16 protein-coding genes are annotated in these 18,806 nt (G+C 64.1%); 14 read left to right on the top strand and 2 right to left on the bottom strand.

Annotated features, from left to right (window positions below; translation table 11 throughout):
* Window positions 1–216 precede the first annotated feature (216 nt).
* The 3 genes from HBH1_RS09585 (at window position 217) to HBH1_RS09575 (ending at window position 2,748) form a co-directional block, all read left to right on the top strand.
* A complete protein-coding gene (locus tag HBH1_RS09585) occupies window positions 217–1,158 on the top strand; it encodes an HDOD domain-containing protein (protein WP_102662555.1) in 942 nt (313 codons plus the stop codon).
* A 510-nt stretch (window positions 1,159–1,668) separates the two neighbouring features.
* Window positions 1,669–2,409 carry a transporter gene (locus HBH1_RS09580; protein WP_199181556.1) on the top strand — a complete coding sequence of 247 codons (741 nt, stop codon included), beginning with the start codon at window positions 1,669–1,671 and terminating at the stop codon, window positions 2,407–2,409.
* Window positions 2,410–2,541: 132 nt separating this feature from the next.
* Entirely contained in the window at window positions 2,542–2,748 is a 207-nt protein-coding gene (locus tag HBH1_RS09575) for a hypothetical protein (protein ID WP_006465222.1), read from the top strand.
* Between the two features lie 94 nt (window positions 2,749–2,842).
* Here the strand turns inward: HBH1_RS09575 and HBH1_RS09570 are convergent, their stop codons facing one another.
* Window positions 2,843–3,757, bottom strand: coding sequence for a LysR family transcriptional regulator (locus tag HBH1_RS09570; RefSeq protein ID WP_102662553.1), 915 nt, complete (start codon window positions 3,755–3,757; stop codon window positions 2,843–2,845).
* Between the two features lie 198 nt (window positions 3,758–3,955).
* Between HBH1_RS09570 and mdlC the strand changes: the two genes are divergently transcribed.
* The 4 genes from mdlC (at window position 3,956) to HBH1_RS09550 (ending at window position 9,616) form a co-directional block, all read left to right on the top strand.
* Window positions 3,956–5,554 (top strand): benzoylformate decarboxylase, encoded by a 1,599-nt coding sequence (gene mdlC / locus HBH1_RS09565; RefSeq protein WP_102662552.1) that lies wholly within the window; start codon window positions 3,956–3,958, stop codon window positions 5,552–5,554.
* Window positions 5,555–5,637: 83 nt separating this feature from the next.
* Window positions 5,638–7,089: an aldehyde dehydrogenase gene (locus tag HBH1_RS09560; RefSeq protein WP_102662551.1), complete on the top strand. Its 1,452-nt coding sequence runs from the start codon at window positions 5,638–5,640 to the stop codon at window positions 7,087–7,089.
* Between the two features lie 209 nt (window positions 7,090–7,298).
* Window positions 7,299–8,672 carry an MFS transporter gene (locus tag HBH1_RS09555; RefSeq protein WP_102662550.1) on the top strand — a complete coding sequence of 458 codons (1,374 nt, stop codon included), beginning with the start codon at window positions 7,299–7,301 and terminating at the stop codon, window positions 8,670–8,672.
* 2 nt (window positions 8,673–8,674) lie between these two features.
* The gene (locus HBH1_RS09550; protein WP_102662549.1) at window positions 8,675–9,616 is read left to right on the top strand and encodes a ketopantoate reductase family protein; all 942 of its coding nucleotides are present in this window, start codon (window positions 8,675–8,677) and stop codon (window positions 9,614–9,616) included.
* 99 nt (window positions 9,617–9,715) lie between these two features.
* Here HBH1_RS09550 and HBH1_RS09545 read toward each other — a convergent pair whose 3' ends face one another.
* Window positions 9,716–10,468: an SDR family NAD(P)-dependent oxidoreductase gene (locus tag HBH1_RS09545; RefSeq protein ID WP_102662548.1), complete on the bottom strand. Its 753-nt coding sequence runs from the start codon at window positions 10,466–10,468 to the stop codon at window positions 9,716–9,718.
* A gap of 183 nt (window positions 10,469–10,651) precedes the next feature.
* Between HBH1_RS09545 and HBH1_RS09540 the strand changes: the two genes are divergently transcribed.
* The 7 genes from HBH1_RS09540 to HBH1_RS09510 all read left to right on the top strand — a co-directional run bounded on the left by HBH1_RS09540 (window position 10,652) and on the right by HBH1_RS09510 (window position 18,798).
* Window positions 10,652–12,118 carry an aldehyde dehydrogenase family protein gene (locus HBH1_RS09540; protein WP_102662547.1) on the top strand — a complete coding sequence of 489 codons (1,467 nt, stop codon included), beginning with the start codon at window positions 10,652–10,654 and terminating at the stop codon, window positions 12,116–12,118.
* Between the two features lie 2 nt (window positions 12,119–12,120).
* Window positions 12,121–13,647 (top strand): xylulokinase, encoded by a 1,527-nt coding sequence (gene xylB, locus HBH1_RS09535; protein WP_102662546.1) that lies wholly within the window; start codon window positions 12,121–12,123, stop codon window positions 13,645–13,647.
* Window positions 13,644–14,360: a phosphoglycolate phosphatase gene (gene gph, locus HBH1_RS09530; RefSeq protein WP_102662545.1), complete on the top strand. Its 717-nt coding sequence runs from the start codon at window positions 13,644–13,646 to the stop codon at window positions 14,358–14,360. Before xylB ends, gph begins: the two co-directional genes overlap by 4 nt.
* Window positions 14,357–15,196 (top strand): MurR/RpiR family transcriptional regulator, encoded by an 840-nt coding sequence (locus HBH1_RS09525; protein WP_077237208.1) that lies wholly within the window; start codon window positions 14,357–14,359, stop codon window positions 15,194–15,196. The genes gph and HBH1_RS09525 overlap by 4 nt, the downstream gene beginning before the upstream one ends.
* A 49-nt stretch (window positions 15,197–15,245) precedes the next feature.
* On the top strand, window positions 15,246–15,959 hold the full coding sequence (gene rpiA, locus HBH1_RS09520; protein WP_102662544.1) for a ribose-5-phosphate isomerase RpiA: 714 nt from the start codon (window positions 15,246–15,248) through the stop codon (window positions 15,957–15,959).
* Between the two features lie 175 nt (window positions 15,960–16,134).
* Complete coding sequence (locus tag HBH1_RS09515) at window positions 16,135–17,214, top strand: sugar ABC transporter substrate-binding protein (protein WP_102662543.1); 1,080 nt, start codon at window positions 16,135–16,137, stop codon at window positions 17,212–17,214.
* A gap of 63 nt (window positions 17,215–17,277) precedes the next feature.
* Window positions 17,278–18,798: a sugar ABC transporter ATP-binding protein gene (locus HBH1_RS09510; RefSeq protein WP_102662542.1), complete on the top strand. Its 1,521-nt coding sequence runs from the start codon at window positions 17,278–17,280 to the stop codon at window positions 18,796–18,798.
* Window positions 18,799–18,806: the final 8 nt, after the last annotated feature.

The raw sequence follows: 18,806 nt of genomic DNA, 5'->3' as shown, positions 1-18,806 counted from the left end.
CCCGCTGAATCCGGACCGGATCAGCTTACCCGCACGCGCTTGCACAGGATGTCGGCGTGCGTCTTGCCGCCTTGTCAGCGAGAATGAAAAAAGAGACATTCCTTGTGCGTGGAGTTTGCAATGGCGCAACGCACAACGGTCATTAATTGGGTATCCTTGTGACCATCGCATCTGGCCTTGCGCCAGGCTCATTACCCGAGAACCCCACGAATCCTCATGTCTACCTACGTCGATCCCCTGATTTTCCGCGAACTGCAGGACTCCGAAGTCTTGCCAGCCCCGTCCGGGGTGCGTCTGCGGATCATGCAGATGTGCCAGCAGGAAGATATCGCCTTGCCTGACCTGGTGGCGCAGATCCAGGGTGACCCGGTACTGGCCGGGCGACTGATCCAGATCGCCAATATCCCCAACCTCAACAAGGGCCGGATGGTCGCTTCCGTCAATGTCGACCTGCTGTTGATGGTGGGCCTGCAGGCCGTGCGCCAGATGGCGCTGGCGATTTCCCTGACCGAATCGGCGCGCCGTGGCGATTGTGCCGAGTTCGACTATGACGCCTTCTGGAGCCGTTCCACCGCCATGGCTTGTGCCAGCCAGGCCCTGGCCGACTTGATCCCGGTCGCGCCGCCGGCGGAGATGTTCACCATCGGCCTGCTGGCGGATATCGGACGGCTGGCGCTGGCCTCGGCGCGTCCCAAGCGCTATGGCGAGATCCTGCGCGGCGTCGGGACGGATGCTCCCGCTGCCGCCCTGCGCCAGGAAGAGAAGCAGGCCTTCAGCTTCGACCACCTGGAACTGGCCGCCGCAATGATGCAGGACTGGCTGTTCCCCAAGCTGTTCTGCGAAACCGTCCTGCACCACAAGGCGGCCGATAGCACCGGTCTGGACGAGGAAGACCGCCAGCAGCGCCTGATCCGTCTGCTGGAGCTGGCCGCCTGCGTGGCCGATATCTGCGTGGCCGACGATGCCACCCGCGCCGCCTTGCTGCCGCACCTGCTGCAACTGGGCGAGCGTTTCGAGCTGCCCAGTTCCAGCCTGGAATACCTCTGCGCCCGCGTCTCCTGGGACTGGAGCGAGTGGGGTGCGATGCTCAAGATCCCCACCCGGGTGCTGCGCGAACTCGGTTCGGCACTGGCCGCCGCGACCGAACAACCGGGCTGATCCAGGTTTCGTTGCGGGGCAGATTTTGTCAGCAAATATCGACGCTTTTTGTTGCTGATTTGTCAGGCACCGATGGTACTATCCCCCTCGCTCTGGAAATGCAGTTCGCCTGCTGCGGCCTCGTGGCCTGGCCCCTGAAGTCTGGCCATCGCCACTTGGCATCACACGGCGGGTGTTCATGAACCGCGCTTCCAGACGCCTGCAAGGCCAGCTGAAGCCAGCCCGATGATGTTCCTTCCGTAAAAGCCACGGCATTTACCGCAGCCATCCATCAGGACATATTCATCAAATAGGCCTTGTCAGCGCTCTTTCTGTTCGGAATGCGCGACTTGCGCCTTTGGTATCGTGTTCTGAACATGCAACGGCGCGCTTTCCCTTCGGTTCGCTCCGACCACGTCTCTGTACTCCCCGCCTGCGGTGTGCGCTGTCACGTCCGCACGGGCGCGGCTGTGTCATCGTGGTGGCCGGGTAGCAATGCCGTACTGATCACAGCAAAAAATGGGGTCCACCATGAACAAGAAAATCCTGAGTCTTTCCTGGCTGTTGCTGGCGGCCAGCCAGTCGGCCTTCGCCGCGCACCCGCTGGTCACCGATGATGCCGGTGTGCAAGGTGCCGGCGGTATCCAGCTTGAAATGAACACCGACTGGAGCAAACAGAGCGGCGACGCCAGTCATGTCGGCGCGTTCACCTTCACCTATGGCGTCACTGACAAGCTGGACCTGTTCTTCAACCTGCCGCAGACCTTCCAGTCGCCCACCGGCACGGGTGTGGGGGACGTCTCGCTGGGCGCCAAGTGGCGCTATTACGAGGCCGAGGGCCTGGCGCTGGCCTTGAAGCCGGAATTCTTCATGCCCAGCGGCGAAGAAGAGAAGGGCCTGGGCAATGGCAAAAGCAGCGCCGCCCTGACCGGTATCGCGTCCTACGAAACCGGCCCCTGGACCTTGCACGGCAACCTGGGTGTGCGCGTCAACCGCTTCAAGCTCGACAGTGACCAGCAGTCGCAGCGCAAGACCCTGTGGCGCGCTTCGGCTGCAGTCTGGTACGGCCTGGATGAACAATGGCGCCTGGTGGCCGATACCGGCGTTGCCCAGAACCCGGATGCATCCAGCCGCAAGCTGCCTTCCTATGCGCTGGTGGGCGTGATCTGGTCGCCCAACAAGACGGTCGATCTGGATGCCGGCGCCAAGTTCGGGCTCAACAAGGCCGAGGTGACGCGGCAGTTCGGCGTCGGGGTGACCTTGCATTATTGATCGTTGATCGCGCAGGGCTGCAGCCCAGCCCGCGTGCCCTTGCTGTGCGCTGCAACATGCAATACGCTGGAAAGCACGATCAAATCTGCTATCTTTGTCCTTGGCGCAAGGCCACGACTAAGGAGACGACATATGGATCTGGTGGAAAAATTCGATGCCAAGGGCAAGACCGGCGCACCTTACCACGTAGAGGTGTATCAGACTCAGCAGGACGAAGCCGATGCCGCAGCACTGGCGTTCAGCCGTAGCTACAAGCTGGCCGATGGTCGCGCGCTGGACCCGCTGACCAATGAGAAATTCAGGATCGTCCAGACCGGAGAGAAGATCTACCGGGTCTGATCCCGGGCCACCATCCCGATAGCAAGCCGATGAAGAGATGATTACCCACCCTGCAGGCAGTGACGCTGCAGGGTGTTTTCATTTGATGTAGGCGCTAGCTGGAGGGCAGGGAACCGGTCAGATGCCGCAATTCATCGAGCAAGCGGATCGCCGGCGCCGGCAATATCCCTTGACGCCTGCGGAATGCGGTCAACGTGCGCGGGGCATTCAGGCCCTCTACCGCAAGGGCATTGATCACTCCCGCTTTGCTTTCGGTATCGAACATCGGACCGGACATCCACCCCACGAATCCACAACGCGCAACCAGGCCCTTGAGCACCGTGACCGAACGCGATTCGACAGCGATCTCGGGCATGGGCAAGCCGGCCTGGGCGAATGTTTCCTTCACGTGCAAATACGGTCCCGTACCCCGGGGCGTCAGGGCCCAGCGCTGCGTCAGGGTATCGGCCAGGCTGATCTTGCCGCGTTCGCGCAACGGATGGTCGCGTCCGGCCACCACGTAGCTCAGGTCGCTCCAGCGGCAGTCGGAGATGGCAGCCACGCCATCGCTTTCGGCGCCGGAGGTACCGAGAGCCAGATCGATCTCATGCGTGAGCAAGCCCTCGACCAGACGGTCCCATACCCCCTCCATGATCTCCACCCGCAGGTTGGGCCACTTGTCCAGCACGCCACGCACCGCCAGTGGCAGCACCAGACTGGCAATGCTGCCCACCGCACCCACCTTGATGACACCCTTTGCCAGGCCGCGGATGGCGTCCAGTTCCTCGCGGGCCTGCCGGGCTTCACGCTGCAACGACATCGCGTGCGGCAATAGCGCCTTGCCCAGCGGTGTCAGGTGCATACCCTTGGTGTGACGCTCGAAGAGCGCTCCGCCGACGGACTCTTCCAGACGTTTGATCGCGCGACTCAAGGCCGGCTGGGTCAGGTCAAGGACGGCTGCAGCGCGCCCCAGGCTCCCAGCAGTGACGATGGCATTGAACATTTCCAGCTGCTGCAGGTTGAAACTCAATGATGTCTCCGGTTGATGGTGCGGATAGGGTGGATAGGGTAAGTTTGGGCGGCAAAAATGGCTCAACGATATGCGGATTACACATTACCAAATGTTATGACTTTTATCCAATTTGGCAATTTTCAAACACGTCACGAGCTTACATACTGCCTCCCATCATCCACCCGGCCCAGCCATGAGGCCTTACACAGGATCTGTATGCAGGAGACACCCTTGCCCGCCATCACCGTGCGTGATGTCGTATTCGACCTCATGCGTAGCCTCGACATGAGCGCCGTCTTCGCCAATCCCGGCTCCACCGAATTGCCGATGTTCCGCGACTTTCCCGCCGACTTCCGCTACGTTTTGGGCTTGCAGGAAGCCGTGGTGGTCGGCATGGCCGACGGCTACGCCCAGGCCAGCGGCAAGGCCGCCATGGTCAACCTGCATTCGGCGGCCGGGGTGGGCAATGCCATGGGCAATATCTTCACCGCCTTTCGTAACCGTACCCCGCTGATCATCACCGCCGGCCAGCAGGCACGCTCCATCCTGCCTTTGGACCCGTTCCTGGCGGCCTCGCAGGCAACCGAGCTGGCCAAGCCCTACGTCAAGTGGAGCATCGAACCGGCGCGCGCGGCCGACGTTCCCCGTGCGCTGGCGCGGGCCTATCACATCGCCATGCAGGAGCCGCGGGGCCCGGTCTTCGTCTCCATTCCCGTGGATGACTGGGAGCAACCGGCCGAGCTGCTTGCCGCTACAGAAGTCACCACCCGCAGCCGGCCCGAAGCGGGTGCCATCGCATCGCTGGCCGCCGCGCTGGCCAGTAGTCGGCGCCCGGCCATGGTGGTCGGTGCGGAACTGGACCGCGCCGGGGCCTGGGATGAGGCCATCCGTCTGGCCGAGTCCTGTCACGCACGGGTGTTCGTCGCACCGATGTCCTCGCGCTGCAGCTTCCCCGAAGACCATCGTCTGTTTGCCGGTTTCCTGCCGGCCATGCGCGAGAAGATCGTGCAGCTGCTGGCGGGCCACGATCTGGTCTTCGTGGCGGGGGCACCGGCTTTCACCTATCACGTCGAAGGCAGCGGCCCGCACCTGCCGCCTGGGGCGACGCTGTACCAGCTCATCGATGATCCGATGACCGCCTCCTGGACCCCGCAGGGCAGCGCCATCGTCGGCAATATCCGTCTGGGCCTGCAAGACCTGTTGGCGCAGATGGCGCAGCACCCGCCCGCGACCCGCCTGCAGCCGGCCCGGCGTGAACCGCGCACGCGCGCCGCTCCGGAGACGCCGATGTCCGCCGCCTTTGCGATGCAGACCCTGGCCGACGTGCGCGCGGCAGAGGACATCGTGGTCGAGGAAGCCCCCGGTTCGCGCCCGACCATGCAAGCCTACTTGCCCTTCACCCGCCCCGGCAGCTTCTACACCATGGCCAGCGGTGGCCTGGGCTATGGGATGCCGGCGGCAGTGGGTGTGGCGCTGGCACGGCCGCACCAGCGCGTGATCGGGCTCATCGGCGATGGCTCGGCGATGTACTCGCCGCAAGCCATCTACAGCGCGGTACAACTGGGCCTACCCATTACCTTCGTGATCATCAACAATGGCCGCTACGCCGCACTGCAGGACTTCGCACCGGCCTTCGGCTTCGGCGCCGACGATGTGGTCCAGGGCACCGAACTGCCTGGACTGGATTTCGTCGCGTTGGCCCAGTCCATGGGATGCCAGGGCGTGCGCGTGAGCGATCCTGCCGAACTGGCCGGCGCGCTGCAAGCGGCCTTGTCTGCCAACGCACCGCGCCTGGTGGAAGTGTTGGTGCGATGAGCTTTCTGCCTTGCTGCGCCCGCGCGGCGCTGAACCCGACATCGTGAACTGAACCCCGAGATTAAAGATAACAGGAGGAGACCATGCAGGAAGTCAACATGCTCATCAACGGCCAGCGCTGTTTCGCCGCAGACGCTGCCTACTTCGAACGGCGCAATCCGCTCGACCACAGCGTGGCCTCGCGCGCGCCAGCGGCCACCGTGGCCGACGCCCGCGCGGCGGTGCAGGCAGCGGCCGACGCCTTTCCCGCCTGGGCAGCCATGGGCCCGGGCGAGCGCCGCAGCTTGCTCACCCGCGCGGCCGATGCATTGCAGGCCCGCGCCGAGGCGTTTGCAGACGCCATGGCCGCCGAAACCGGGGCCTCGCACCACTGGGCTGCCTTCAACGTGCATCTGGCCGCCGACGGCTTGCGTGAAGCCGCGGCCATGACGACCCAGATCGCCGGTGAGATCATCCCCTCGGAGGTCCCCGGCAACCTTGCCATGGGTCTGCGCCAGGCCGCTGGCGTGGTGCTGGGCATCGCTCCCTGGAACGCGCCGGTGATCCTGGGCGTACGCGCGATCGCCTTGCCGCTGGCCTGCGGCAACACCGTCGTCTTCAAGGGCTCCGAAATCTGTCCGGCCACGCATGGCCTCATCATCGAAGCCATCCAGGATGCCGGCCTGCCTCCGGGCGTGGTCAACTTCATTACCAACGCACCGCAAGACGCCGGTCAAATTGTGGACGCCATCATCGCCAACCCGGCGGTGCGACGGGTCAATTTCACCGGTTCGACCCGCGTGGGCCGCATCATCGCCGCACAATGCGCCAGGCACCTCAAGCCCGCCGTGCTGGAACTGGGCGGCAAGGCGCCTTTCATCGTCCTGCACGATGCCGACATCGAGGCAGCCGTACAGGCAGCAGCCTTTGGTGCCTTCGCCAATTCGGGGCAGATCTGCATGTCCACCGAGCGCATCATCGTCGACGAGCGCGTCGCCGATGACTTCGTCGCGCGTCTGGTCGCCAAGGCGCGCAGCCTGCCGCTGGGCGATCCGCGCCAGGGACCGGTGGTATTGGGTTCGGTGGTGGACCTGGCCACCGTACAGCGCTGCAACGCCCTCATTGAGGATGCCTTGGCCAAGGGCGCGACGCTGGTCTGCGGCGGCAAGGCCGAGAGCACGCTGATGCCGGCGACGCTGCTGGACCACGTAACGGCGCAGATGAATATCTACCATGAAGAGTCCTTCGGACCGGTCAAGCCCATCGTGCGGGTCAAGGATGATGAGGCCGCCATCGCCTGTGCCAACGACAACGAATATGGCTTGTCGGCAGCGCTGTTCAGCCGCGATGTCGCCCGCGCCCTGAGCCTGGCGCGCCGTATCGAGTCGGGCATCTGCCACATCAATGGCGCCACCGTCCACGACGAGGCACAGATGCCCTTCGGCGGCGTCAAGTCCAGTGGCTTCGGCCATTTCGGCGGCAAGGCCGGCATCGCCGAATTCACCGACCTGCGCTGGGTCACGGTGCAAACCACGCCACGTCATTACCCGTTCTGAGCCGGACGACATCAGGCTCGCACAGATCCGGCCTGACCGAACACCACAACAATAATCGCAACAGCGGGCCGATCCGCATCGGACCCGCGCGATATCAACGAGGAGACCGCCATGACTATGACATCCTGGCATTTGCCGCACGACCGCGCGCCCGCGCGCATCGCTTCACCCACCCCCGCGATTACCGTTGGCACTGCCCGGGAGCGCGCATGAGCACCCACACCGTAGAACAAGCCAAGACCGTCGATATCGGACGCGTGCTGGATGAGGGCGCATTTACCGGTTTCCAGAAGCTGGTGGTGTGCCTGGCGGCGCTGTCGATCGTCATGGACGGCTTCGATGGGCAACTGATCGGTTTCGCCATCCCCAGCCTGATCAAGGAATGGGGGATCACGCGCAACGCCTTCGCCCCGGCGGTCGCGGCCGGCCTGGTGGGCATGGGCATCGGCAGCGCCTTCGCCGGCCTGTTCGCGGATCGTTTCGGGCGCCGCCTGGCCATCATCGGCAGTGTCTTCGTCTTCGGCCTGGCCACCAGCCTCATCTCACTCTCACCGGACATCACCACCATTGCCATCCTGCGCTTCTTCGCTGGCCTGGGCATCGGCGGGGCCTTGCCGACCTCGACCACCATGACGGCTGAATTCAGCCCGGCCCGCAGACGCACGCTGGCGGTCACGGCCACCATCGTCTGCGTTCCGCTGGGCGGCATGCTGGCGGGCTTGTTCGCCAACCTGGTGTTGCCGCACTACGGCTGGCGCGGGCTGTTCCTGCTGGGCGGTCTGCTGCCGGTCGCGTTTTCGGTGTTGCTGTGGTTCGTCATCCCGGAGTCGCCGCGTTACCTGGCGCGCCAGCCGCATCGCTGGGATGAGCTGCGACACCTGCTTAAGCGCATGTCACGTACAGTGGCAGCCGATATCCGCTTCAGCGATGCGCGTGAACAGACCACGCACCCGCGCGCCGGATTCGGCGCGTTGTTTGCCCCCGGGCAGGCACGCGACACCATGGCGCTGTGGATCGCCTTCTTCATGAACCTGCTGGCTGTCTACAGTGCATTCAGCTGGCTTCCCACGATGCTGGCCGGAGAGGGGCTGAGTCCCTCGGTGGCCGGCAGCGGCCTGACGGCCTACAACGTCGGTGGCGTCCTCGGGGCATTGCTGTGCGCGCTGATCATCGGCCGCTTCGGCTCACGGGTGCCGATGTTGCTGTGCTGCCTGGCCGCCGCGGCGACCGCATTGCTGCTGCGCAGCCTGGACGTGGCCAACCAGACCACGCTGCTGGTGGTGGGAATAGGCTTGCACGGGCTCTTCGTCAATGCCGTCCAATGCACGATGTATGCCCTGTGCGCCTATATCTATCCGACCCAGGTGCGCGCCACCGGCACTGCCGCAGCATTGGCCTTCGGTCGGCTGGGCGCCATCCTGAGCGCCTTTGCCGGGGCCATCGTGATCACCCAGGGCGGTGCCTCTGGTTATCTGGCGATGTTGGCAGGGGCGATGCTGTTCGTCTTTGTCGCGTTGCTGTCGGTACGCAAGCATATTCCCCGCGCTACGGTAGCCCCTGCGCATCTGAAGAAGGAACATTGAGCATGAACATTGCCATCGTCGGTGCTGGCGCCATGGGAGGGCTGTTTGGTGCGCGTCTGGCACTGAGCGGACAGCAGGTCAGTTTCATCGAAGTCACCCCCGCTACGATCGCTGCGATCAGCAGTAACGGCCTGTCCCTGAGCGATGACAAGGGCGTGCATACGGTGAGGGTGCCGGTCGGGACGGCCGACACCTTCTCCGAGCCGTTTGATCTGATCGTCTTTTTTACCAAGGGCTTCCATACCCGCGGCGCTGCCCATGCCCTGGGGCATCTGGTGGGGCCGGAAACCTGGGCGCTATCGGTGCAAAATGGCCTGGGGAATGCGGAAATCATTGCCGAAGTGATTCCGCGCGAACGCATCATCGTCGGCATGACCAACCTGCCCGCCGACCTCAGGTCTGCCGGGGTGGTGCACAGCCATGGTGATGGTCAGGTCAGGATCTGGACGCTGTCGGGGCAGCACTGCCCGGAGGTGAGCCAGATCGCCGAGATATTCAGCCTCGCCGGCCTCCATTGCAGCGCCGACCCGCAGGTGCAACAAGCCATCTGGGAAAAGATCGCCTTCAATGCAGCGTTGAATTCGGTCTGTGCCGTCAGCGGCTGCAATGTGGGTACGGTCGGATCGAGCGATGAAGGCCGCAGCCTGGCATTGCGCATCGCGGCCGAAACGGTGGCCGTGGCCCATGCACTGCAGATTCCGGTCAGTCTGCCTCAGGTAGAGCAGGCGATAGATCATGCGTTCAGGATGCACACAAACCACAAGCCATCGATGCTGCAGGATATCGAAGCCGGACGGCAGACCGAAATCGACTTCATCAATGGCGCCGTGATCGAGCAAGGCATCAAGCAGGGGGTGCCGACTCCGACCGTGACGGCGCTGTATCAGTTGGTCAAAATGATGGAGACCAATGCCAGGTTGAAGAAAAGTGGTGGTCCCATCTGAGAGGTCTTGCTCCAAGGTCGGTAAGAAAGCCGATGACGGCAGAAACCGTCAATGTCGCGGACTACCGCGCCTTGGCAAGGTGGCCAAGAGTTTGAAGCCTCAGATGCAGGTATAGCCACCATCGGCCTGGATGACGGCGCCAGTGATGAGGCTGGCCGCCTCCGAGGCCAGAAACGCCACCACTGCCGCGACTTCGTCCGGGCGCCCCATGCGCTGCTGGGGTGTGAGATCCATCCAGCGCGCGATCAAGGCCTTTTCCTTTTCCAGCTCCTGCAGCAGCGGTGTGGCGATATAGGTTGGCGCCACCGCATTGACCCTGATCCCGCGCGTGGCCCATTCCACCGCCAGCGAGCGCGTCAGGTGGTGGACCGCCGCCTTGGAGGCGTTGTAGTGGCATTGCGGTTGCGGCACGTTGACGATCATCCCCGACATGGAGCCGATGTTGATGATGCTGCCCCTGCCACGTTCCAGCATGCGCCGGCCAAAGGCCCGGCAGGTCTTGAAGACGCCGCCCAGGTTGACCGCCAGTACGCGGTCCCATTCGTCATCTTCCATTTCCTCGGCCGGTGTGTTGCTGACCACGCCGGCATTGCAGACCAGGATGTCCAGCGGTGGAATCCTGGCGGCCAGGGCGTTCAAGGCCTTGCTGTCGGTCACATCCAGCGCGAACGCCTGGCCTGGCCGCGCCAGTCCGGTGGCGATGGCGGCGGCACGATCCCCGTCAAGATCGGTGCAGACCACCGTGGCCCCTTGCTCGGCCAGGGCAGTGGCGCAGGCCGCGCCGATGCCTTGCCCGGCGCCGGTGACCAGGGCTAGCTGGCCGGTGAGGTCCTGGGGTGAGCGTGTCTTCATAGTTGCGTCTCCTTGAAATCACAAAATGATAGTAATGCTACATAAATCGGGCCTACCTTTTGACGCGCGGAATCTTTTTGGACGTTTATCGTTAAAAATATAGAAAAAATTCAACACCTCTAAGTTGTTCTCGGCGCATTTATCTAGTTATACTAGATTTTCTGTCGTTCGAGGAGGTGCATCATGCAGGACGTGTTGGCCCGGCTGTCGGGCAAGCTGTTTATCGCAGGCCAGTTCGTCGAGGGGCAGGGCGCGCGGCTGCAGGTGCGCAATCCCGCCCGCAACACGCCCATCGGCGACATTGCCGTGGCTACTTCGCCCGAGATCGATTCTGCCGTCGCGGCAGCCGAGCTTGCCTGGCGCCCCTGGTCGCGCCAGCCGGCACGGGCCCGCGCCGATGCCTTGCACAGGCTGGGCAGCCTGATCCTCGATGACGCGTCCGCCATGGCCCAGGTGATGACGGTAGAACAAGGCAAGCCACTCAGCGAGGCCCTGGGCGAGATCAAAAAGCTGGCCGAAGCCTGCCATTTCTATGCCGAAGAAGCCCTGCGGGTGCACGGCGAGATCATTCCCAATGACCAGCCCGGTTACCAGAGCCTGGTGATGCGCGAAGCCATTGGCGTGGTGGCAGCCATCACCCCCTGGAACTATCCGGCCGAACTGGTCGGCTGGAAGCTATGCGCCGGCGTGGCCGCAGGCTGCGCGGTGATCGTCAAACCCTCCGAATTCACTCCCTTCACGGCACTGTATATCGCCGAGAAAGCCCTGCAGGCGGGCATTCCGGCCGGTATCGTAACCGTGCTGACCGGCGATGGCGCCAGCGTCGGGTTAGCGCTGGTGCAACACCCGTCTGTCTCCAAGATCGCCTTTACCGGGTCAAGCCAGACCGGCTTGCGCATCCAGCAATCCTGTCCTTCGATCAAGCGCCTGTCGCTGGAGCTGGGTGGCAATTGCCCCATGCTGGTGACCCGCCACGCCGATCTGGCACAAGCGGTACGGGGCGCCGTGCGGCGTTCCTTCCGCAACATGGGGCAGATCTGCATCGCCATCAATCGCATCTATGTCGAGCGCGCCGTCTATGCTGACTTCCTGGAACAGTTCGCCACGGCCACACGCGCGCTGGTCATCGGCGATGGGCTGTTGCATCCGCAGGCGGACGTGGGATCGATGGCGCAGCTTGCGCCCCTGCAGAAGACCCGGGTGCATCTGCAGGATGCGCTGGAGCAGGGCGCCAGGCTGGTGGCCGGCGGCACCGCCCCGGATGGCGAGCAGTTCGCGCAGGGCTTCTTCTTCCAGCCCACCATCGTGGCCGACTGTACCCACGCCATGCTGGTCATGCGCGAAGAGACCTTCGGCCCACTGGTCGGCTTGGCGCCCTTCGATACGCTGGATGAGGCCATCGCGCTGGCCAACGACACGCCCTACGGCCTGGCCGCCTACGCCTATACCCAGAACCTGCAGGAAATCCATCGCTGCGCGGCCGAACTGGACGTCGGCAATGTGGCCATCAACCATGTTGACGCCGGCATCATGAATGCGCCCTACGGTGGGCGCAAGCAGAGCGGGGTCGGCGTGGAGCACGGGCGCGAGGGCTTGCTGGAGTATTTCCAGTTCAAGCACGTGCGTCTGCATCACGGCGTGGGAGTCTGATCATGACGGCCTGCCTGTTGGGCATAGACCTCGGCACCTCCGCCTGCAAGGCCTTGCTGCTCTCGACCGATGCACGCATCCTCGCCAGCGCCAGCGTTGGCTATCCGGTGTCGCAACCGCGCGAGCGCTGGGTCGAGCAGGAGCCGGCCCACTGGATAGCAGCGGCGCGCCAGGCCGTGGCCCAGGTGCTGCAGGCAGCGGGATCGGTCGAGCTGCTGTGCATTGGCCTGTCGGGCCAGATGCATGGCCTGACCGCGCTGGATCAACACTACCGGCCGCTGCGTCCGGCCATCCTCTGGAACGACCAGCGCAACCAGGCCGAGGCTGACCAGATCACGCAGGCGGCCGGTGGCTTGCCGTCCTTGCTGGCCCACACCGGCAACCGCATGCTGGTCGGCTATACCGGCGGCAAGCTGCTATGGATGCAGCAGCACGAGCCGCAATGGTATGAACAGCTGCGGGTCGCCCTCAATCCCAAGGATTATCTGCGTTACGTGCTCACCGGCGAGATCGCCACCGAGGTCTCCGACGCATCCGGCACGGGCCTGTTCGACGTACGGCGCAGGCAGTGGGCGACCGAGCTGATCGCCTTGGCCGGGCTGGACTCCGCCCATTTGCCTGCCTGTTTCGAATCGCAGGTCGTCAGCGGCCATGTGCACGCACAGGCAGCCGCCATGTTTGGCATCGCAGCGGGGATTCCGGTGATCGGGGGCGGCGGCGACAGCGTGATCCAGTCACTGGGTGCCGGCGTGGTGGCACCCGGCACACTGCAGACCACCATCGGTACCGCCGGCATCGTCGCCGCCGCGCTGGATCAACCCCTGTCCTCGCCGGATGGACGGATACAGGTCTTCTGCAACGTCGCTGACCAGCGCTGGCATGCCATGGGCGTGTCACTCAATGCGGGCGGGGCGCTGGCCTGGTTCCGCAATGTGCTGTGTGCCGGCGCGGGCGAGCCACCATCCTTCGAGGCCATCGCCGCGGCCGCCGGGCGTAGCGTTCCCGGGGCACATGGCTTGCTGTTCCTGCCTTACCTCAACGGCGAGCGCTGCCCCCATCCCGATCCGTCGGCCCGTGCCGCCTTCATCGGCCTCCATGCCCGCCATGATCACGCCGACCTGGCGCGCAGCGTGCTGGAGGGCGTGGTGCATTCCCTGTGCGACATGCAGGACCTGATGCGCGCCATGGGCGTGTCCTCTGCGCAAGTCAGTACCTCCGGCGGCGGGGCGCGCTCGGCAGTATGGCGGCAGATCCAGGCCGACATGCTGGGTTGCGACGTCCTCACGCGCCAGGGCGCGGCCGAAGGAGCCGCCCTGGGTGCAGCGCTGCTGGCCGGCGTCAGCATGCAGGTATGGCCGGACATCGACCACGCCGCGAGCCTGCTGCCGGAACTGACGCGCGAGCGCCCCGACGCCACCCGGCACGAGCGCTATGGGCAGGCCCGCGCGATCTATCAGCAACTCTATCCGCTGCTCACCGGCAGCTTCGCCCGCCTGGGCGCATTGGCAGAGCTCGGGGAGGCGCCATGAACCAGCACGCACACGCCAGCTACGAAGCCCTCATCTTCGACCTCGACGGCACGCTCATCGACAGTGCGCCCGACATCGCCGCCGCCGTCAATGCCTACCTGGCCGAACAAGGTCATGCCGCGCTGGAGGTGGCGCAGGTCGAACGCTTCATCGGCAACGGTCCGCGCCGCCTGATCGAGGACATCCTCGTTGAACAGGGTGTCGCGCTTGGCATGGCCGAACTGGATGCCGCCGTGGCGTGCTACATCGCTCACTACCGCCGCAATCCGGCCAGTCATACGCGCTTCTTTCCCCATGTGCGCGAAGACCTGGCCAAGCTGCGGGCGGCCGGCATCCGTCTGGGTATCTGCACCAACAAGCCGCATGCGCTGACGCTGCAGATCCTCGATCTGCTGGAGCTGTCGCCGTTGGTGGAAGTGGCGTTGGGCGCCGATGCGGTGCCGGCCTGCAAGCCCGATCCCGGTCATCTGCTGGCGGTGGCCGAACAGATGGCGCTGGCCGAGGGCGCCTGGGCCTACGTCGGCGATACTACGGTCGACCAGGCCACGGCCGCTGCGGCCGGCGTGCCGTTCTTCGTGGTGCCCTGGGGGGGCGGCAGCGATGTCAGGGTTGGTCAGGCGCAAAGGCTGCATCGTCTGGAGGACCTGCTGTCTTATAGAATCGCCCCCTGGGTAAAACCGACAATAAAAGCCGACAATAAAGGACAGTCATGAGCAATAGCCTGCTACAGCAGATACTGCGCGAGCAAGAGGAAATGAAGACCGCCGAATTGCGCATCGCGCGTTTCGTCAGCCAGGCGCCGGGCGAGGTGATCCACATGACCATGGCCGCGCTGGCCGAGCGTTGTGCCGTCAGCGACCCGACCATCGTGCGCTTCTGCCGCCGCTTCGGCTTCAACGGCTATCAGGACTTCAAGTTGGGACTGGCGCAAAGCCTGGTGCCGACGGCGCCGTTCGTCTACGAGCAGATCACCAAGCACGATGATATCGGCAACATCGTGCGCAAGACCTGCCGCAATTCCCTGTCCGCCATCCAGCGCGCGCTGGACGATCTGGTCCCGCGCCAGATCGAAGAGGCAGCGGCCTTGCTGCAGTCGGCCAACTGGATCGGCATCTATGCCAGCGGCATTTCCGAGATCACCGCGCTGGACGCCGAACACAAGTTCCAGCGCCTGGGCCTGCGTTGCTCGGCGGTGATGGAAGAAAAGAAACAATGGATGCACGCCGAGCGCTCGCGCCCCAACGAAGTGGCGCTGATCTTCTCGCAATCGGGGCATACCAAGCGCATGGTGGAACTGGCCATGGCGGCCCGTACCGGCGGCGCCCGGGTGGTGTCGGTGACCGCAGCCAACAGCCCGCTGGCCGCAGTCACGGATGCCCTCATTGCCGTCTTGCCCTATGACCAGACCGAATTCATGACGCCGCTGGCTTCGCGTCTGAATCACCACCTGGTGGTCAACATGCTGGTGACCGCCATTGCCGTGGCCAGCAACAGCGAATTCCCCGACCAGTTGCCGGCGCTCGATTCCTGGATGACGGACAAGATCTAGCGCCTTGCCCGCCCGCATCCGGGCCCGTTTTTTTCAAGAGGAGACATCCATGCAATTGAACCAGAACGAAGCAAAGAAACTGGCCGGCCGCCGCGCCATCGAGGAATTCGTACGCAATGGCATGCGCCTGGGACTGGGCTCGGGAACCACGTCGCACTTCTTCGTGCGGGAACTGGCCAAGCACATCGCCGATGGCCTCGACGTCACCTGTACCGCCACCTCGCGCTCCACCATCGACGTCGCCCGCGAGGTCGGCATCCCCATCATGGACCCCAATGAAATCGGCCAGCTCGACCTGACCATCGACGGTCCGGATGAAATCGACCGCGACTTCCAGATGATCAAGGGCGGCGGCGCCTGCCTGCTATGGGAAAAGATCATCGCCCATGCCTCCACCCAGATGATCACCATCTGCGACGAGAGCAAGATCGTCGACCGGCTGGGCGCTTTCCCGCTGCCGGTGGAGGTGGTGCAATTCGCCTGGAAGCAGACCGAACGCATGATCGCCAGGCTGTTGCAAGGGCAGGGCGTCGAGGCCCGTATCGTCCGTCGTACCCGGGACGAGCGGCCGGTGGTGACCGATAGCGGCAATTTCATTCTGGACTGCCATTGTCAGAGCATCGCCAATGCCCCGCTGCTGGAGACCGAACTCAACCGCATCCCCGGCGTGGTCGAGAACGGCCTGTTCACGCGTGAAGCCGCCGGCATGGTGGTGGGCTGCTTCGATGGCACTTCCCATGTTCGCTTGCGTGCAGAAATCTAGTAAAACTCCATCCATCTGGCACAAGCATTCTTTTGCCTTGCTTTACGTTTTTTCTTGTTGTGTTTTTCCCCGAGGATGGCCCCTGATGTAAGTAGTAGCATATTCACCGATAGTCGGCATGGCCTCGCTTGCATCGTTTTTATAGCAAAACTATATAAATCATTTGGAGGTAGACATGAAGCACAATCACCCATCCACCCGTCGCCAGATCGTCCTGGGCAGCCTGGCACTGGGCGCCATGGCCACCACGCGCTGGGCGTCGGCGCAGCAGAAACTGCTGATCCCGTTCAGCAACAAGAGCCTGGACTATTACTTCTTCGTGATCGAGGAGGCGGCCGTGAAGCGCGCCGTCGAAGCCAACCAGGGCAGCTTCCAGGCCACCAACGCCAGCTTCGACAACACCCGCCAGCTGGAGCAATGGCAATCGCTGATGCTCTCGCGGCCGGCGGCGCTGGTGTCGGACCCGATCGACAGCCAGGCCATCGTCAGCGCGCTGCGCCGCTACAACCAGCAGAAGATCCCGGTGGCCATCATCGATACCCCGGCCGAGAGCGGCAACGTCGCCGTCACCGTCAGCTTCGACAACCGCCTGGGCGGCGTCATGGCCGCCAGGGAAATCATCAACCGCCTGATCAAGAAGCACGGCAGCCCCAAGGGCAAGGTGCTCAACTGCTACGGCGCGCTGGCCAGCGTGGCCTGGCGCCAGCGCAAGGAGGGCATGGATGCCGAGTTCGCCAAGTATCCCGGCATCACCTACATTGCCCGACCCACCGAAGGCAAGCTGGACCAGATGCTGTCCGTCACGCTGGCCACGCTGTCCGAACATCCCGACCTGGACGCCGTGCACGCGCCCAGCGATTCGCCGGCACGCGGCATCGCCACCGCCCTGCAGCAGAAGAACCGCTGGAAGAAGGTCGATGAAAAGGACCACGTCATCTTCGTCACCATCGATGGCGAGCCGGTGGCGCTGCGCTGGATCCAGGATGGCTACATGGACGCCTGCGTCTCGCAGGACCCGATCGCCTATGGCGAGGTGGCGGTGGAAATGCTGGTCAAGTATTCCATCCCCGGCAAGGAAGTCCCCATCGGGCCGTACGAGAACAAGAAATACTTCTGGGAGAAGGGCCAGATCGTCAAGGGCCAGACCGGTCCCACGCTGATCATTCCGCCCTTCGTGATCGACCGCAGCAATGCCGCCGACCAGCGGCACTGGGGTTACGTGGCCGAGAAGGTCTGGGGCATCGCCTATACCTGATGGCCTGCCGGCCGATGAGCCAATAGCGGCCAATAGCGGATCACCACTCGCCAAGGAGGCGCCATGACGACCCAAGCAGCTCCCCGTGCATCGGTACAGGCCCAAGCGGACCTGGCCCTGCGCGTGGAAAACATCAGCAAGCGCTATGGCGCCTTCCATGCACTGCGTTCCATCAACCTGGGCATCCGCCGTGGCAGCATCCACGGCCTGCTCGGCGAAAACGGTGCCGGCAAGAGCACGCTGGTGGGCATCATTTCCGGCCAGCGCGCTCCCAGCGAAGGCCGCATTTTCCTGAACGGCGAGGAAATCCAGGGCGCCGACGTCAAGCGCATGGAAGCCGCCGGCGTCTTCCTGGTACCACAGGAACCGATGATCATCGAGCACATGTCGGTGATGGAAAACCTGATGCTTGGCCTCTGGCCGGCCTCACGCGGCTTCATCGCCTGGCGCCGCATGCGCGAGAACGCCACGCGCATGCTGGCCGGCACCGGTATCGAGGCCGACCGGCTGGCCGGTAGCCTGGATGCCGTCGCCCGTCGCAAGCTCAATATCCTGCGGGCCATGTTCTCCGGCGGCAGCGTCATCATCCTCGATGAGCCAACAGCCTCGCTGACGGTGCCGGACCGGCTGCAGCTGTTCGATTTCATGCGACAGCTGCGCGCATCTGGCGTGACCTTTCTCTTCATTTCCCACTTCAACGATGAAATCCTCGACATCTGCGATGCCGTCACCGTGCTGCGCGATGGCGAACTGGTGGCCAATTGCGAGGAGGTGGGCAGCCTGAATTCCTCCCGGCTCTCCGAGTTCGTCCTCGGGCGCGAGCTGGACCTGTTCCAGCGCGATCGCACTCTATCCCCCAAGGGCGAAGAGGGCATCCGCCTGAGCGGCGTGCGGGGAGACCGGCTGGACGTGGCGCGGCTGGACATCCGCACCGGCGAAATCGTCGGTTTCACCGGCTTGCCGGGGGAGGGCGCCAAGGAGCTGGCGCGTAGCCTGTTCGGCCTGGCACCGCTGCAGGCCGGGCAGATCGCCTTTGCACGCGAGGCGACGGCCCGCGTGCCGCAGACGCCTGATCAGGCCTTCGCCATGGGCATCGCCTATCTTTCCGACGACCGCCGTCGCGACGGTGTGGTGGGGCATCTGTCGATCCGTGAAAACATCGCGCTGTCCTCACTGCGTCAGCGCATCCGGCGCGGCCTGGTGGATCGTGGACAGGAGCAGCAGGTCTGTTCCTCCTACTTCACCCGCATGGGCATCAAGGCCGGCAGCGCTGACGAGGCCGTCAATACCCTCAGCGGCGGCAACCAGCAAAAGGTCTGCCTGGGGCGTGTGCTGGCGACCATGCCGCGCCTGCTGATCCTGGACGAGCCGACCCGTGGCATCGACGTGGGTGTCAAGCAGGATGTCCTGCGCATCCTCGATCAGCTGAGCCGGGCCGGCGTGAGCGTGATCATCGTCTCCACCGATGTCGATGAACTGGCCCGGGCAGCGGACCGCGTCTGCATCTTCCAGCGTGGGCGTATCGCCCACGTGGTCGAGGGCGACGACATCAGTACTGACAGGCTGCGTCAGCTTTCGCAATGAGCGCCGCC

Origin of the sequence: Herbaspirillum sp. BH-1 (genome assembly GCF_002870055.1) — a bacterium.
Classification (GTDB): Bacteria; Pseudomonadota; Gammaproteobacteria; order Burkholderiales; family Burkholderiaceae_D; genus Herbaspirillum; species Herbaspirillum frisingense.
This window is presented reverse-complemented; position numbering and strand designations above follow the sequence as displayed.